The organism is Streptomyces dryopteridis, from assembly GCF_049606955.1.
GTDB lineage: Bacteria > Actinomycetota > Actinomycetes > Streptomycetales > Streptomycetaceae > Streptomyces.
The window spans coordinates 3961754-3978009 of record NZ_CP187113.1; the positions used below are offsets into that span (position 1 = coordinate 3961754).

Genomic DNA, 16256 nt, shown 5'->3' on the forward strand with positions numbered 1-16256 from the left:
ACCTCGGTGTTCGCCGTGTTCATGGTGGCGACGGTCCTGCTGGGCCTGTTCGCCGTGCGCGGCCGGGGCGGGGGCGGCGGGGGCCTGACGGAGTGGTCGGTGGGCGGGCGGTCGCTGGGTACCGTGTTCATCTGGGTGCTGATGGCCGGCGAGGGCTACACGAGCTTCAGCTACCTGGGCGCGGCGGGCTGGGGCTACGACCGGGGCGCGCCGGTCGTGTACGTGATCGCGTACATGTCGTGCGGGTACGCGATCGGGTACGTGGTCGGGCCGATGCTGTGGCGGTACGCGCGCACGCACGGCCTGGTGTCGATCTCCGACCTGGTCGCGCACCGGTGGCGGCGGCCCTGGCTGGGGGCGGTGGTGGCGGTGCTCGCGACCGTGTTCCTGCTGCCCTACATCCAGCTCCAGATCACCGGCATGGGCGTGGTGTTGGCGACGGTCTCGTACGGGACGGTGTCGTTGGAGTGGGCTTACTTCGTGGCGTTCGCGGTGACCACGGGCTTCGTGGTGGTGAGCGGGCTGCGGGGCAGCGCGTGGGTGTCCGTGCTCAAGGACGTGCTGGTGATCGGGACCCTGGGGTTCCTGGCCGTGTACGTGCCGGCGCACTACTTCGGCGGCTGGGACGGCCTGTTCGAGCGGCTGGTGGCGGAACGCGGCGACTGGCTGACGTTGCCGGGACACGCGCCGGGCACGGAGGACGGGCGGGGCACGCTGGGCACCCTGTGGTTCACGACGACGACCGTCCTCAACGCGCTCACGGTGGTGATCTTCCCGACCACGGTGGCCGGGTACCTGGGCGCGCGGAACGCGGACGCGCTGCGCCGCAACGCGATCCTGCTGCCCGCCTACAACGTGTTGTTGCTGGTGCCGATGGTGCTGGGGATGGCGGCGTTGTTCGTGGTGCCGGGGCTGACGGGCGCGGACTCGAACCTGGCGTTGTTCCGGCTCGTCGTCGACGCGCTGCCGGCGTGGGCGGTGGGCCTGGTGGGGGTGGCGGCGGCGCTGTCGTCGATCGTGCCGATGGCCGTGTTCATGCTGGTGATCGGCACGATGTGGGGCGCGAGCGTGTTCCCGCTGTGGCGGCGCGGCGAGGACGCGGGCGGCGAACGGGGCAAACGGGCCGCGCAGGTCGTGGTGTTCGCGGCGGGCGGGATCGCGCTGCTGATGACGTACGCGGCGCCGAACACCCTGGTGCGGCTCTCGCTCATCTCGTACGAGGGGATGGCCCAACTCGTGCCGATGCTGCTGCTGGGGCTGGTGTGGCGGCGGTTGAGCCTGGCGGGGGCGGTGAGCGGGCTGGTGGTGGGCGTCGGTGTGGTGTGCGCGCTGGTGTTCACGGGACGGGATCCGCTGTGGGGAGTGAACGCGGGAATGCTCGCGCTGGCGCTCAACCTCGCGGTGGCGGTGGGCGTCTCCCTGTACGGCCCGCCGATCGCCCCGGCGGACCGCCCGGACGACCGCGTCCCGGCCCCGGACCCGGTCACGGACCCGGTCACGGGCTCGGCGATGGTGCGCTGAAAACCGGACCCGCGAGCGGGAATCATCGCGGGAGCCCGACCGTTGAAAGGGCACGGTGGGCGGGAGAACGCCGGCCGAGGACGAGGGAAGAGACAGGGGGAGGGCCGACGACATGCGAAACGACACGCACACGCACACGGACCCCCCACGCCCTCCCACGCCCACGCCGACGCCCACGCACACGAGCACGGGCACGTCTGCGCGAGTGTCGGGGTTGCGGGCGGCGGCCACGCGCACGCGCACGTCCGCGCGCACGCCGCTGTCGCGGTCGGCGGCGCGTGCGTTCACGCGTACACCGGCGTGGCGGCCGGCCACGAATGCGCGTACGGCGGCGGATTCGCCGACGGAGGCGGTCACGCGGGCCGTCGGCACGATCGCGGCCCGCCTGCACACCCGTTTCGCCTCCCTCTCCGCCCGCCCGCGCACTCGCGCCGGCCACCACACCGGGCGTCGGACCGGACCCCGGTCCCCGTTCCTCGTTCTCCTTTTCGCGCTTCTCCCGGCCCTGGCCCTCGCCCTGTTCGCCGCCGCCGGCACTCCCGGTGGCGTCGGCACGGGCGCCGGCGCCGCGGCCGGGGCCTCGGCCGTGGTGTTCGCCGTCGGCGCCGCCGTGTGGGCCTCCGTGCTGCTCGCGGCCCGACTCGGCATCCCGATACCCCGCGCCCGGACGCGCACCGCGATCCGGGACCGCGAACTCCGCACCGCCTTCCTCCCGCAACGCGACCCCGACGCCTCCGGCCGTCCGCGCCCCCGCGCCCCGGGTCGGACCCTGCCGACGGCCGCGTAGGCCCCTCTCCTCCTCACCCCACCCCGCCGTGCGATCAGGCGAGGGACGGGCGTGGACGGAGAGAACGGCCCCCGGGTCCGCTCGGCGGACGGGGAGAACAACAGAACACAAGCGAAGCGAAACAGCCACCGACACCCGCACCACCGCGGGCTTCGCCACTCACCACGCTGTGCCGCTGCCCGGACTGTCCGCGCACCTCAGGGCGCCCCCGGCGCACCGCCGCGTGCTGCGACCGGCCGCTCCCCGGCGTCACCCACCACGTGCCGCCGGGGCCACCCACCGAGGCCACGAATGGGCTGCTGTGGGGCCGGGGCCGGGGCCGGGGCCAGGGCCGGGACGGGGGACGTTCCCACCGGTTCGAGCCGTGGTCCCGCCCATCACGTGTCGCTGTGCGGGCCTTCCGTTTCGGGCCGGTGGAGCCGTCGGGCTCCAACGGGTCGGACAGGCGTCCCGCGCGGCCCATCCGGCCGGTGCGACTTCGGGTCGGGCCGGCCGGGCCCCGGCCTCGTGGGGTGCATCGGGTTCCTGCGGAATACTCCGTGGCCCACGATGCCCTCGCCTGGCTCCGCGTGATCTCGTGATCTCACGTGGCGAGGTGCCGGCGTGCGCTCGGCCGTTGGTCCTGCCGTGCTGCCGCCCCATGGGTGTCGGTCGCGCGCGGGAGTCCTCGGCTTCGGGCGCGGCGCGGGTGACGGTCGGTGCGCGGGACGCGAGCCGGTGGCGTTCGGCGTGCCTCGCCCGGCAACCGTGCCGGTTGCGTCGTGACGGCGTCGCGCCCTCCCTCGTCGGCCCGTCCTGGGCGCCCTGTTTATGGGTTCGCGCGGTTCGCTTGTGTTCTCGGTTCGTTCCTCCGCGTCCTCCGACGCGCACTCTCGCCGTCCGCGTTCTCCCGTCCGGCCCGTCTGTCTGTGGCGGGTGGGTTGGAGCGCGGGCGCGGGCCGGTGCGCAGGGACCCTTCACGCGCGGCACGTCGGCACGACGCCCGCCGTCCCCGTCCTGAGTCGTCGTGATCCGCCCCGTGCTTCGTGCGTGGAGCGGGTGGGCGGCTCGGGACGGGAGTGGCGTGATCGCGAGTCCGACGACGACCTCCGTTTCCCCGAAGGGTCTGCCCACGTGTCCGTATTCATCGATCTCGTCTCCTGGTTGGCCGGGCTCGTCGAGCCCGCCACCGGCGCGTTCGCAGGTGCCGCCGCCATCGTCCTGTTCACCGTGCTCGTCCGCCTGGCCCTGCACCCCCTGGCCCGGGTCGCCGCCCGCAGTGCCCGGCCCGCCGTCGCCCTGCTCACGTTCCTGCCGCAGATACCGCTGCTCTGGTTCCTGTACCGGGCCTTCTCCGAGACCCGGGTGGACGGCGCCCCGAACCCCCTCCTCGAACACGGCCTGTTCGCGGCGCCGTTGTCCGGCACGTGGGGTGAGGCGCTGTCCGGTGACGGCCCGTTCGGGCCGGCCGGGCTGGTCTTCCTGGGTCTGTTCGCGGTGGTCGCCGCCGTCGCGTCCTGGAGTGCTCTGCACGGCCGGCGGATGGCCCAGTTGCGTGCCGAACTCCCCCCGACCCCGCTTCCCGGCGGCAAGCGGCCCACGCCGGAACAGGAAGAGGTGATGCGACGGATGACCGCCATGGCCCCCAAGCTCGCGCTGCTCTCGTTCGGCACGCTGATCTCCGTCGCGATCGTTCCGCTGGCCGCCGGGCTGTACCTGATGACCACGAGCGCGTGGGCCATCGCCGAACGCACGCTGCTGGACCGCCGCTGGCCGCCGGCCGAACGCGCCCGTATCGCCGCGGAGGCCCGTGCGCGGGCCGGGGCGGGGGATACGGCCACGGCGGGGGCCAAGGCCAAGGCCAAGGCCGAGGTCGAGGTCGGGGGCGGTGCTGTGGTCAGGGGTGACGCCGGTGTCGGTGTCGGGGCCGAGGCCGCCGGTGGTGACACGGGTGGCGCACGGTCCGTTCCGGCGGGTCCCGGTACGCGCACGACCAAGGCGCAGCGGGCCCGTGCCGCCAGGGCACGCGCGAACGCGGCGGCACGCGGGTCCGGTGCGGGTGCGGACGCGGGTGCGGGTGCGGACGTGGGGTCCGCTTCGGCGCCCGTGTCGGGGGCGGCCCGATCTCGTGCGCGGTCGCGTGCCCGGTCCTGACGGTGCCGTGGTCCCGGTCGGCCGCGTTCCCCTGTTCCCCCAGTGAGGGGCGCGGGTGTGTTCACGTCCGTGACCGGGGCCGTGCGGGTCGGTGGTGGGTGGCCGGCGGAGTCGGTGGGGGGGCTTGCGTACCGGCCGGGCTCGGGTCGGGGCGTGGTCGCGGTGGCCGCCTGCCGGCGGCGGGCAGGTCAAAGGCTTTTCCCAGGGGCGGCGGAGGGGGGCCGGGGCTCGGGCCGTGGCCGTGTTTCCGTCGCCGGGAGCCGGGAGCCGGGGGCCGGGGGCCGGGAGCCGGGAGCCGGGAGCCCGGAGCCGGGAGCCCGGAGCCCGGAGCCCGGAGCCGGGAGCCCTGAGCTGGGGGCCGGGGGACGGGGGCCTGGAGCCGGGAGCTGGTAGCCGGGAGGGGGTGGGGCCTGTGGCCCGTGGGCGGGTGGGTTCGGGTGTCCTTGGGGCGCCTGGGGTGGGGGTGTTCGGGTGGTTTGTAGGGGTGGGTGGGGTGAGCGGGATCGGGGGGTGTGTTCCAGAGTGTGAACGGGGTCTTGCGGAATGACCCGGCATCTTGGAGGATCGACCAATCCTCCGATGGCCGCAACCCATCGTCCGGCCCGGGGCATGCCCATGGGTCGACCAATCTCGACCACGGGAGAATGCCCATGAAGCTGCTGCGAGTCGGACCCGTCGGTGCCGAGCGCCCCGCGCTCTTGGACGCCGAGGGCGTGCTGCGGGACCTGTCCGGGCTGATCACGGATGTGGACGGCGCCCTGCTCGCCGACCCGGCCGCGCTTGCCCGAGTACGGGAGGCGGCCGCCTCCGGTGAGCTTCCCGCCCTGGACGCCGAGGGCCTGCGTGTCGGCGCCCCGGTGGGGCGGATCGGGAAGGTCGTCGGCATCGGCCTCAACTACCACTGCCACGCCGTCGAGGTGGGTGCGGAGGCGCCCGGTGAGCCGATCGTGTTCATGAAGGCCGCCGACACCGTGGGCGGCCCGGACGACGTGGTGCTGATCCCGCGCGGCAGCGTGAAGACGGACTGGGAGGCGGAGCTGGGCGTCGTCATCGGCACGACCGCCCGCTACCTGGACTCGGCCGAGGAGGGCCTGGCGCACGTCGCCGGCTACGTGCTCGTGGACGACGTGACCGAGCGCGCGTTCCAGAACGAGCGCGGCGGCACGTGGGACAAGGGCAAGAACTGCGAGACGTTTACCCCGATAGGCCCGTGGCTCGTGACCGCCGACGAGGTGGGCGACCCGCAGGCCCTCGACGTGAAGCTGTGGGTCAACGGCGAGCTGAAGCAGGACGGGCACACCTCGGACCAGATCTTCCCGGTCGGCGAGGTCGTGCGGTACCTGAGCCACTTCCTCACCCTGTACCCCGGTGACGTGATCGTCACGGGCACCCCGGCCGGTGTGGCCGCCGGGCAGCCCGAGCCGAAGCCGTTCCTGCGGGAGGGCGACGTGATCGAGCTGGAGATCGGCGGGCTCGGTCGCCAGCGGCACGAGTTCAAGAACGCCTGACGCGCCGCGAACGGCCCGGCCCCCGCACTCGCGGGGGCCGGGCCGTTCGTGTGTCAGGGGGCGAGGCGGACCGTGACGCCCTCGGTCGCGGAGCGGCGGGCCGCTTCCAGGACGTCGAGGGTGGCGGCGGCTTCCCGCGCGCCCACCGGGGCCGGGCCGCCCGTGCGCAGGGCGCGGGCGACGGCCGCGTAGTAGGCCGGGTAGTCGCCCGGCAGGGTGGGGACGGGCTGTGCGTGGTCGCCGGCGCCGAGGACGCCCCAGGCCGATTCGGGTTCGACGCCCCACGGTTCGCCGTGCTTCGGCCGCGCGCCGTCGCGCAGGGCGCCCTCCTGCGGGTCGAGGCCGTGCTTGACCCAGCCCGCCGTCGAGCCCAGGACGCGGAAGCGGGGGCCGAGGCGGGGGGTGACGGCGCTGACGTAGAGGTGGGAGCGGACGCCCGAGGTGTGGGTGAGGGCGATGAACGTGTCGTCGTCGGTGGAGGCGGTCGGCCGGCGGACGTCGACCTCCGCGTAGACGGTCTCGGCGGGCCCGAAGAGGACGAGGGCCTGGTCCACGACGTGACTGCCGAGGTCGTACAGCAGCCCGCCGACCTCCTCCGGCGCCCCCGATTCGCGCCAGCCGCCCTTCGGGGTGGGGCGCCAGCGTTCGAAGCGGGACTCGAAGCGGCGGACCTCGCCGAGCTCCCCGGCGTCGAGGAGGGCGCGCAGGGTCAGGAAGTCGTTGTCCCAGCGCCGGTTCTGGAACACCGACAGCATCAGGCCGGCCTTGTCGGCGGCGTCGGCGAGGGCGCGGGCCTCGGCGGCGTGCGCGGCGAGCGGCTTGTCCACGACGACGGGCAGCCCGGCGTCGAGGGCTGCGTGCGCGAGCGGGACGTGGGTCTTGTTCGGGGAGGCGACGACGACCAGGTCGAGTTCCTCGTGGCGGGCGAGGAGCTCGTCGGGCGTGGCCACGACCCGCACCCCGGGGTGTTCGGCCTCGGCGGCGGCCCGGCGTTCGGGGTTGCCGGTGACCACGGTGTCGAGGGTCAGTTCGGGGCAGGCCGCGATCATCGGCGCGTGGAAGACGGAGCCGGCGAGGCCGAATCCGACGAGGCCGACGCGCAGGGGGGCGTGGGTGTGGGGTGTGGTCGTCATGACTCCACTTTGGCAACACTGTTGCGGAAGTGCAAGAACAGGCGACAATGGACGCGTGAACAGGGGAACCGGGGCCAATCTGCCGAGCGTGCGCCACCACAACGGGGCGCTGCTGCTCGACCTGCTGCGCGCGGCCGGGCCGGGCGGGCTGGGCCGGGCCGAACTCGCCGAACGCTCCGGGCTGACCCCGCAGGCCGTCAGCAAGATCTGCGCGCGGCTGCGCGCGGACGGGCTCGTGGACGACGCCGGCCGGGCCGCGTCCACCGGCGGCAAGCCGCGCACCCTGCTGCGGCTCGTCCCGCACGGGGGTCACGCGATCGGCGTGCACGTGGACCGGGACGGCACCCACGCCGTCCTCGTGGACCTGACGGGCCGGGTCCTGGCCGAGGCCCGCACCCCGGTCGGCCTGGCCGACGGCGCCTGCGAGGACCCCGCCCACGACCGCCCCCACCCGCCCGCCGACGACCCCGCCCGGGACGGCGACGCCGCACGCACCCACGGCACCTCGGGCCCGCCCGCCGGTGACCCCGGCCGACCCGGGCCGCACGGGGCGCACGCGCGGCACGTCGGGGTGCGGGCCGCGTGCGGGCTCGTCGACGCCGTCACCGGGCTCGTGCGCGGGCTGCTGCCGGCCGGCTCCCCGCCCGTGCCGGTCGGCGTGGCCCTGCCCGGCCCCCTCGACGCGCGCACCGGCGTGCTCGGCCCGATCACCGCCGCCCCCGCCTGGGCAGGCGTGCCGCTGCGGGCCCTGCTCGCCGAACGGCTCGCCGCCGAGGGCCTGACCCCGCCCGACGGCGTCGTGCTCGACAAGGACACCAACGCCGTCGTCGTCGGCGCCCTGCGGGCCCTGCCCGACCCCGCCGGCGACGTGGTCTGCCTGCACCTGGGCACCGGCCTCGGCGCGGGCCTGCACCTGGGCGGGACCCTGCACCGGGGCGCACGGTCGGCGGCCGGCGAGTTCGGGCACCAGGTCCTCGACCCGGCCGGCCCGCGCTGTGCGTGCGGGGCACGGGGCTGCGTGGAGGCGCTGTGCCTGGCCGCCGCGGCCCGGGGCGACCTGCCGGCGGCGGCGCGGGCGCTGGGGGAGGCCGCGGCGAACCTGGTGGCGTTGCTCGACGTGGACCGGCTGCTGCTCGGCGGCGGCACGGTGGACGCGGCGCCCGAGGTGTTCCTGACGGGGGTCCGCGCCGCCCTCGCCGCCCGTTCCCACCCCACCCCGTACGGCCCGAGCGCCCCGGCGGGCTCGTCCGTCACGGTCTCCCGCACCCCGGTCGGCCCGGCCGCCGGCGCCGCCGAACTGGCCCTGGCCCCCCTCTTCGGCCGCCGGCCGTAGTCGGGACAGGGGCGCGGGCGGGGTGGAAGAGCCCGGTACCCGTTGGCGATCGCCGCGGTCCTGGCGTCGGCCGGACCCGGTTTCGCCGTGCTCGCGCTGTGGGCCCTGCGCAAGGGCAGCGTCGCCCCCGGCCGCTTCGACCGGGTCGGCTGGATCCTCGGGGGCTGGGGCACGACGACGGTGGCCCTGTTCCCCGTCGGCGTGACCACGTACGGCCTCGGCGAGGCGGCGCGGCCGCCGGCGACGGTGTTCGCGGTCGGGGCGGTCGCCACGGGCCTCGCCGCGCTGTCGCTGCCCCCGTACGCGGACGCCCGGGCCGGCCTGGACATCGGCGGCCGGCCGGGTCGGGTGCGGGACCGACGGCCTCGGTGAGGGCGCGGGGCGGGCCCTTGGGCCGGTCGGCGGTGGGGCGCGAGCCGGCCGCCGCCATTCGAGGCACCGGGCCCGGGTCGGCGGTGGGTCGGCGGCGGGCCCCGCGCGGGGGCGTGGCAGGGTGCGGGGCACGGGCGGGGTGATCGTCACCTGGTCCGACCATCCTCCGACCCCGTCCGGCCGCCTCGTTGACGACGCGAGTGAAGGTGATCGAATGCGCACGCGTGACGCCCTCGCCCTGTCCGCCCTGCTGCTCACCCTGACCGCCGGCGCGGCCGGTCCCGCCGTCGCGGACGTGGGCGCGGGCGGGGGCGCGAACCCGGCGCCCGCCCTGCCCTCGCGGATCGAGGCCCGCTGCGGCAAGGGCGTGGACACGGCGTTCCCGATCGGCGCCCGGATCCGCGGCGGGCCGGCCGTGTACCGGATGGGGGCCGAGCCGCAGAGCTGGTACCTGGACCTGGCCAACACCACCGACAGCCGGTGCACGGCCATCCACCCCGTGGTGGTGTTCACCGACCGGGCGCGGTCCCTGCGCCCGGCGCACCTGCGGATGCGGTTCGACGGCCCCGGCGGATCCCTGCCGGTGTCGGTGGAGCGCAGCGACCGGGACGAGGTGATCGCCGTGTTCGACGGCGGGTCCCGGTTCCCGGGGTTCACGGTGGACGCGGGCGCGTCGCTGACGGTGAAGGTGTCGCTGGCCTTCGCGCCGGACGCCCCGACGGGCGAGGTGGTCGCGGACGCGGCGCTCGTGCGGCGGGCCGGCGAGGACGGGGACTGGGTGGGGGAGGCGGGCACCTACCGGTTCGCGGTCTCGGGGCCCGACCCCTCCGACCGCGGGTCGTGGGACGGCGACGGCGACGAGGGGAGGGCCGAGGCGGGCGCGTTGGCGCACACCGGCGGCCCGCCCGCGTCGCGCGCGGAGCGGGACCGGCCGCGCACCGGCCCCTACGCGCTGGCCGCGTTCGGGACCCTCACGCTCGGCGCGGGCTTGCTCCTCACCTCCCGCCGACTGCGCGGGCCGGTCACCGTCGCACGGGACTGAACGGGCCGAACAGGGCGCGTTCGGCGCCCAGGGTGGTGTCGGGGCCGTGGCCGGGCAGGACGCGCGTGGAGTCGGGCAGGGGGTCGCAGACGGCGGCCAGGCCGGCCCGCAGGGCGTGCGCGTCGCCGCCGGGGCCGTCGGTGCGGCCCAGGGCGCCGGCGAGGAGGGCGTCCCCGGTGACCAGGAGCGGCCCGCCGGTCGAGCGGCCGGCGTCGGCGGGCCGGGGCGTGTCCGCGGGACGGGCGGCTTCGGCCGGGTCGGTGACGGTGATCAGCACCGAGCCGGGGGTGTGTCCGCCGACGTGGTCGACGGTCAGGTCGAGTCCGGCGAGGGCGAGTCGGGTGCGGTGCGCGGCGAACTCGACGACGTGCGCCGGTTCCCGGTCCGGATGCCCGGCCAACAGGTCGGCCGGGAAGGAGGGCGGGAGGGCGGCGGCGGGGTCGGCGAGGGCGAAGCGGTCGGCGGGGTGCACGTGGACGGGAACGCCGTGCGCGTCCGCGACGGGCACGGCGTCCCAGGTGTGGTCCATGTGCCCGTGCGTGATCAGCACGGCCACCGGCCGCAGCCGGTGCCGGGGGCCAGGACCAGGGCGTTGGTGCCGAACGAGCCGGCCGGGAAGCGGAGGGCGAGCATCAGTAGCGGGTCCCGCGGGCGGCCGGCAGCGCGGACAGGGCGGCCGTGTCCTCCTCGGTGAGGACGAGTTCGACGGCGCGGACGTTGTCCTCCAGGTGGGCCAGGGTCTTGCTGCCGGGCAGCGCGACGACGTTCCCGGCCCGCGCGAGGACCCAGGCGAGGGCGACGCGGGCCCCGCTCACCCCGTGCCGCGCCGCGACCTCGCGGACCCGGTCCGCGATCGGCTGGTTCGCGGCGATGGCCTCGGCGCTGAACCGGGGCGTGGCGTGCCGGCCGTCGACGGCCGGCAGGTCGGCGGCGGAGCGGATGGCGCCGGAGAGGAAGCCGCGGCCCAGCGGGGCGTAGGCGAGGAAAGTGATGCCGGCGCGGGCGCAGTGGTCGAGGACCCCGTCGGCGAGGGGCTCGCGGCTCCACAGCGACAGTTCGCTCTGCACGGAGGTGACGGGGTGGATCGCGGCGGCGCGTTCGATCTCGTCGACGGACACCTCGGACAGGCCCAGTCGGCGGGCCTTGCCCTCGGCGACGAGCTCGGCCATGGCGCCCCAGGTCTCCTCCAGGGGTACGGCCGGGTCCACGCGGTGCAACTGGTACAGGTCGACGTGGTCGGTGCGCAGGCGGGTCAGGCTCGCCTCCAGGGCGGCGCGGAGGTGCTCGGGACGGCCGTTCCGCCGGCTGCGGTGGGTGGCGGGATCGTCGACGACGAGACCGCCCTTGGTGGCGAGGACGGCGCGGGCGCGGTGCGGGCCGGCGAGGGCGCGGCCGAGGAGGGCCTCGTTGGTGAAGGGGCCGTACTGGTCGGCGGTGTCGAGGAGGGTGCGGCCCAGGTCCAGGGCGCGGTGGACAACGGCGATGGAGCGCTCGTCGTCGCGTCCCTCCTGGTCGTAGCCCCAGGACATGCCCATGCAGCCGAGGGCGACGGCGGGGACGACGATGCCGGTGCGACCCAGCTCCCGGGTGGGCGCCGGGGCGGTGGGGGTGGCGGGCGTGGTGGGCGTGGTGGTGCTCACGGGGGCTCTTTCGGTCGGAACGGTCGGAAGGTCAAAACGGTCGGGCAGGCGAGGCAGGGCACACTCTTGCATCAGTGTTCTGTCATTCGCAAGGGTTCTGTTGTCGTGATCCTCGGAAGGCTGAGACCATGTGCGACGACACCCCGCCGACCCACCGGCCCGCCGCCCACACGAGAGCCCCGCCATGGACCAGGAACCGCCCACCCCGCCCGTCACGGCCGCCGCGCTCGCCCCGGACCGGCTCGGGCTCGTGATCAAGCGCGCCGAGCAGGCCCTGATCGCCCGCAAGACGCGAGCCCTGCGCGCGCACTCCCTGACCGTCCCCCAGTACGCGGCGCTGCTCCTGCTCGCCGCCTCCGACGGCATGTCGGCCGCCCAGCTGGCCCGCGAGTGCATGGTGACCCCGCAGACCATGTCCACCGTCCTGGGCAACCTGGAGAAGGCCGGGCACGTCGTGCGCGCCCCTTCCCCGTTGCACCAGCGGGTGCTGGTGGTCCGGGCCACCGACTCCGGGCGGGCCCTGGTGCGCCGGGCCGACGAGGCCGCGCTCGCCGTCGAGCGGCGACTCGGGGACGCCTTCACCCCCGAGGAGCGGGCCGCGCTGGAGGAGTACCTGGAACGGGCCGTCGTCGCCCTGACCGAGGAGCCCTGACCGAGGGGCCCTCACGGTCGGGCCCTCACGGTCGGGCCCTGACCGACGGGCCCTGACCGACGAATCCCGGCGGAAGGGCGCCGTCCGGGTGCGGGGCGCCGGCCCCGGGCGTCGTGCCCGCCCCGGCGCGTCGTCCCGCGTTCGCCCGGGCCGCGTAGGGTGCCGGCGTGGAACCGACCCGACACCGACCCGGGGAGCCCGTCCGTTCGGGCATCCCCGAGCACGGACGCATCCCGAAGTACTACGCCGTCAAGGCCCGCATCGGCGGCCTCGTCGCCGAACTCGGCGAAGGCGGCGTCCTGCCCACCGAACGCGACCTCGCCGAACGCCACGGGGTCTCCCGCGAGACCGTCCGTCAGGCCCTGCGCGAACTGCTCCTGGAGGGCCGGTTGCGCCGCTCCGGGCGCGGCACCGTCGTCGCCGGACCCAAGCTCGAACAGCCCCTCTCCCTGGCCAGCTACACCGAGGGCGTCCGCCGTCAGGGCCGCCGCCCGGGACGCTCCCTGATCGGGCTGGAGCAGTTCCCCTGCCCGCCCGACCTCGGGCCCGAGATCGGGGCCGAGGCCGGCGAGCCGGTCTGGCACCTGGAGCGCGTGCTCCTCGCCGACGAGGAACGCGTCGGCCTGGAGAGCACCTACGTGCGCGTGGCCCGCGCACCCCGCCTCGACCGCGAGTTCCCGCCCGACTCCTCCTTCTACGGCTGGCTGCGCGAGCACCTCGGCATCGAGTTCGGCGACGCCGACGAGAAGCTGGAGACCGTGCTGGCCACCCCCCGCGAGGCCCTCCTCATCGGCACCCCGCCGGCCCTGCCGATGCTCCTCATCCACCGCGTCTCGCGCGACCGCGAGGGCCGGCCGCTGGAACGGGTCCGCTCCCTCTACCGCGGCGACCGGTTCAGCTTCACCACCCACCTGCGTCCCACGACCTGACGGATCCCGCACCGTCCCACTCCACCGCCCGGGTGCCGCCACACCCGGCGAACCACCGCAAACCCCTGCCAAACCACCCCCGTTCGATCACGAAATGGTAACGGGTCTGGTCCAAGCGTCCCGTGTCGTTCACCGGCCCGTCGCCGGGCCGATCCTCCCGGGACATCGGTCCCGACGACCGTTTGCGTCATGCGAGTGACAATCGTCGGAGGCGGCGTGGTCGGCACCATGCACGCCTGGCAAGCAGTCCAACGCGGCCACGAGGTCGTCCAGATCGAACGCGAGGCCGAGGCCCGGGGCGCGTCCCTGCGCAACTTCGGGCAGATCTGGGTCAGCGGCCGGGCCCCCGGGCCCGAACTCGACACCGCCCTGCGGGCCCGGGAGCTGTGGGAGGGCATCGGCGCCGAGGTCCCCGGCCTCGGCTTCCGCCCCAACGGCTCCCTCACCCCCGTCCGCACCGACCGCGAACTCGCCGTCGCCCGCGCCGCCGTCGCCGCGCCCGAGGCCGCCGCCCGCGGCCACAAACTGCTCGACGCCGACGAGGCCCGCGCCCTCAACCCGGCCCTGCGCGGCGAGTTCAGCCACGCCTTGTGGTGCGAACGCGACGCCGCCGTCGAACCCCGCACCGCCCAACTCGCCCTCCGCGAAGCCCTCCACGCCACCGGCCGCTACACCTTCCGGCCCGGCCGCGAGGTCCGCGAGGTCATCGGCGACAACACCGTCCGCGACGACCACGGCGACCTCCACCACGCCGACCAGGTCGTCCTCGCCACCGGCGCCTGGCTCGGCGGCCTCGTCCGCGAACTCGCCCCCGACCTGCCCGTCCGCCGCGTCCGCCTCCAGATGATGCAGACCGCGCCGCTGGGCGAACCCCTCCCCACCTCCGTGGCCGACGCCGACAGCTTCCGCTACTACCCCGCCTACCGCTCCCCGGCCCTCGACGAGCTCACCGCCGAACAGGCCCAGACCCCCACCGCCGCCGCCCACAAGATGCAACTCCTCATGGTGCAGCGCCTCGACGGCGGCCTCACCATCGGCGACACCCACGAATACGAGCACCCCTTCGCCTTCGACACCCTCGAAGACCCCTACGAGCACCTCACCGGCGTCGTCGAGTCCCTCCTCGGCCGCTCCCTGCCCCCCGTCCGCCGCCGCTGGGCCGGGGTGTACGCGCAATGCGTCGACCCCACCCGCGTCGTCCACCGACAGCAGGTCCGCGACCACACCTGGCTCGTCACCGGACCCGGCGGACGCGGCATGACCTGCTCGCCCGCCATAGCCGAGACCACCGCGAACGAACTGGGTTGGTGACCACCACCATGAGCGACAACACCACCGCGCCCCTGCGCCACGACCTCGTCGTCCTCGACATGGCCGGCACCACCGTCGCCGACGACGGCCTCGTCGAGCGCGCCTTCGACACCGCCGCCCGCGCCCTCGGCGTCGCCGCCGGCACCGAGGAACACGCCCGCCACCTCGACTACGTCCGCACCACCATGGGCGCCTCCAAGATCGCCGTCTTCCGGCACCTGTTCGGCAGCGACGAACTCGCCCACCGCGCCAACACCGCCTTCGAGGACGCCTACGCCGCCCTCGTCTCCGACGGCCTGATCCACCCCCTGCCCGGCGCCCGCGACACCCTGGAGAAGCTCCGCGCCGACGGCCGCACCGTCGTCCTCACCACCGGCTTCGCCCGCGTCACCCAAGACGCCATCCTCGACGCCCTCGGCTGGCGCGACCTGCCCCACCTCACGCTCTGCCCCGCCGACGCCGGCGGCCGCGGCCGCCCCCACCCCGACATGGTCCTCACCGCCCTCGTCCGCACCCGCGCCGTCGACGACGTGCGCGCCGTGGCCGTCGCCGGCGACACCGCCCACGACGTGCTCACCGGCCGCCGCGCCGGCGCCGGCCTCGTCGCCGGCGTCCTCACCGGCGCCCACGACCGCGCCACCCTCACCGCCGCCGGCCCCGACCACGTCCTCGACTCCGTCGCCGACCTCCCCGGACTCCTCACGTGACCGGCGTCCGCTTCGACTCCGTCTCCGTCGCCTACCAGGGCACCACCGCCCTCGCCGACCTCGACCTCACCGTCGAACCCGGCGAGGTCATGGCCCTCCTCGGGCCCTCCGGATCCGGCAAGACCACCGCCCTGCGCGCCGTCGCCGGCTTCGTCCGCCCCACCGCCGGCCGCATCCACATCGGCGACCGCGACGTCACCGACCTGCCCGCCCACAAACGCGGCATCGGCATGGTCGTCCAGCAGTACGCCCTCTTCCCCCACCTGCGCGTCGAAGAGAACGTCGCCTTCGGCCTGCGCGCCCGCAAAACCCCCAAGACCGAGATCCCCGGCCGGGTCGCCGAAGCCCTCGACATGGTCGGCATGGGCTCCTACGCCCGCCGCCACCCCCGCGAACTCTCCGGCGGCCAACAACAACGCGTCGCCATCGCCCGCGCCCTGGCCATCCGCCCCGACGTGCTGCTCCTCGACGAACCCCTCTCCGCGCTCGACGCCCCCCTGCGCTCCGGGATGCTCGCCGAACTCGCCCGACTGCACCGCGAACTGCCCGAGATCACCATCCTGTACGTCACCCACGACCAGGTCGAGGCCCTCACCCTCGCCGACCGCATCGCCGTCATGGACCGCGCCCGACTGCGCGACGTCGGCACCCCGCAACGCCTCTACCGCAACCCGGCCACCGAGTTCACCGCCTCCTTCGTCGGCAACGCCAACCTGCTGCCCGTCACCGTCACCGAGGACGGCGCCGAATTCGCCGGCCGCGCCCTCACCCTCGACCCCGGCACCGCCACCCCCGGCGCCCGCGCCACCCTCTGCGTCCGCCCCCACCTCCTCGCCCCCGTCGGCGACACGAGCGAGGACGAGCAGGCGGGCGCGGACGGGGACACGAGCGGGGGCACGAGCGGGGGCACGCACGGGAGCGCGCACGGGAGCACGCACGGGAAGGCCAACCGGCTCGCCGGCCGCATCACGGAAGTCCAGTGGCGCGGAGCCACCCACCGCCTCCACGTCGACGTGGCCGGCCACCTCGTCAAGGCCGACCTCCCCGAACTCCGCGAAACCCCGCCGCTCGGCACCGAGATCACCCTCACCTTCGCCCCCGGCGACGCCGTCCTCCTCCCGGCGGGAGTCCCCGATGCGGCCTAGCCCGACCACAACGGGAACGACCACGCCCCCGGGCACGAGCACG

15 protein-coding genes are annotated in these 16256 nt (G+C 75.5%); 12 read left to right on the plus strand and 3 right to left on the minus strand.

The window, feature by feature from the left end; genetic code table 11:
- Positions 1–21: 21 nt before the first annotated feature.
- The 4 genes from ACN20G_RS16995 to ACN20G_RS17010 all read left to right on the plus strand — a co-directional run bounded on the left by ACN20G_RS16995 (position 22) and on the right by ACN20G_RS17010 (position 5949).
- Complete coding sequence (locus tag ACN20G_RS16995; protein WP_424215548.1) at positions 22–1521, plus strand: sodium:solute symporter family protein; 1500 nt, start codon at positions 22–24, stop codon at positions 1519–1521.
- Positions 1522–2107: 586 nt separating this feature from the next.
- Positions 2108–2308: a DUF6412 domain-containing protein gene (locus ACN20G_RS17000; RefSeq protein ID WP_424213636.1), complete on the plus strand. Its 201-nt coding sequence runs from the start codon at positions 2108–2110 to the stop codon at positions 2306–2308.
- 1113 nt (positions 2309–3421) lie between these two features.
- Positions 3422–4441, plus strand: coding sequence for a hypothetical protein (locus tag ACN20G_RS17005; protein ID WP_424213637.1), 1020 nt, complete (start codon positions 3422–3424; stop codon positions 4439–4441).
- Positions 4442–5091: 650 nt separating this feature from the next.
- The gene (locus ACN20G_RS17010) at positions 5092–5949 is read left to right on the plus strand and encodes a fumarylacetoacetate hydrolase family protein (RefSeq protein WP_424213638.1); all 858 of its coding nucleotides are present in this window, start codon (positions 5092–5094) and stop codon (positions 5947–5949) included.
- Positions 5950–6002: 53 nt separating this feature from the next.
- On the opposite strand, the gene ACN20G_RS17015 is transcribed toward ACN20G_RS17010, so the two are convergent.
- Positions 6003–7082 (minus strand): Gfo/Idh/MocA family protein, encoded by a 1080-nt coding sequence (locus tag ACN20G_RS17015; protein WP_424213639.1) that lies wholly within the window; start codon positions 7080–7082, stop codon positions 6003–6005.
- A gap of 55 nt (positions 7083–7137) precedes the next feature.
- Between ACN20G_RS17015 and ACN20G_RS17020 the strand changes: the two genes are divergently transcribed.
- The 3 genes from ACN20G_RS17020 (at position 7138) to ACN20G_RS17030 (ending at position 9829) form a co-directional block, all read left to right on the plus strand.
- A complete protein-coding gene (locus ACN20G_RS17020) occupies positions 7138–8415 on the plus strand; it encodes an ROK family protein (protein ID WP_424213640.1) in 1278 nt (425 codons plus the stop codon).
- 42 nt (positions 8416–8457) lie between these two features.
- Positions 8458–8787: a hypothetical protein gene (locus ACN20G_RS17025; RefSeq protein ID WP_424213641.1), complete on the plus strand. Its 330-nt coding sequence runs from the start codon at positions 8458–8460 to the stop codon at positions 8785–8787.
- Positions 8788–9001: 214 nt separating this feature from the next.
- A complete protein-coding gene (locus tag ACN20G_RS17030; protein ID WP_424213642.1) occupies positions 9002–9829 on the plus strand; it encodes a hypothetical protein in 828 nt (275 codons plus the stop codon).
- On the opposite strand, the gene ACN20G_RS17035 is transcribed toward ACN20G_RS17030, so the two are convergent.
- Positions 9810–10385, minus strand: coding sequence for an MBL fold metallo-hydrolase (locus ACN20G_RS17035; RefSeq protein ID WP_424213643.1), 576 nt, complete (start codon positions 10383–10385; stop codon positions 9810–9812). The genes ACN20G_RS17030 and ACN20G_RS17035 overlap by 20 nt on opposite strands.
- Before the next feature lie 76 nt (positions 10386–10461).
- Complete coding sequence (locus tag ACN20G_RS17040) at positions 10462–11469, minus strand: aldo/keto reductase (RefSeq protein ID WP_424213644.1); 1008 nt, start codon at positions 11467–11469, stop codon at positions 10462–10464.
- 184 nt (positions 11470–11653) lie between these two features.
- Here ACN20G_RS17040 and ACN20G_RS17045 point away from each other — a divergent pair, with 184 nt between their 5' ends.
- The 5 genes from ACN20G_RS17045 (at position 11654) to ACN20G_RS17065 (ending at position 16213) form a co-directional block, all read left to right on the plus strand.
- Positions 11654–12121 carry a MarR family winged helix-turn-helix transcriptional regulator gene (locus ACN20G_RS17045; protein ID WP_424213645.1) on the plus strand — a complete coding sequence of 156 codons (468 nt, stop codon included), beginning with the start codon at positions 11654–11656 and terminating at the stop codon, positions 12119–12121.
- Between the two features lie 167 nt (positions 12122–12288).
- Entirely contained in the window at positions 12289–13050 is a 762-nt protein-coding gene (locus tag ACN20G_RS17050) for a GntR family transcriptional regulator (protein WP_424213646.1), read from the plus strand.
- Between the two features lie 189 nt (positions 13051–13239).
- Entirely contained in the window at positions 13240–14361 is a 1122-nt protein-coding gene (locus ACN20G_RS17055; protein ID WP_424213647.1) for a TIGR03364 family FAD-dependent oxidoreductase, read from the plus strand.
- 8 nt (positions 14362–14369) lie between these two features.
- Positions 14370–15068: a phosphonatase-like hydrolase gene (locus ACN20G_RS17060; protein ID WP_424215549.1), complete on the plus strand. Its 699-nt coding sequence runs from the start codon at positions 14370–14372 to the stop codon at positions 15066–15068.
- On the plus strand, positions 15065–16213 hold the full coding sequence (locus ACN20G_RS17065; protein WP_424213648.1) for an ABC transporter ATP-binding protein: 1149 nt from the start codon (positions 15065–15067) through the stop codon (positions 16211–16213). Before ACN20G_RS17060 ends, ACN20G_RS17065 begins: the two co-directional genes overlap by 4 nt.
- The last annotated feature ends 43 nt before the right edge of the window (positions 16214–16256 follow it).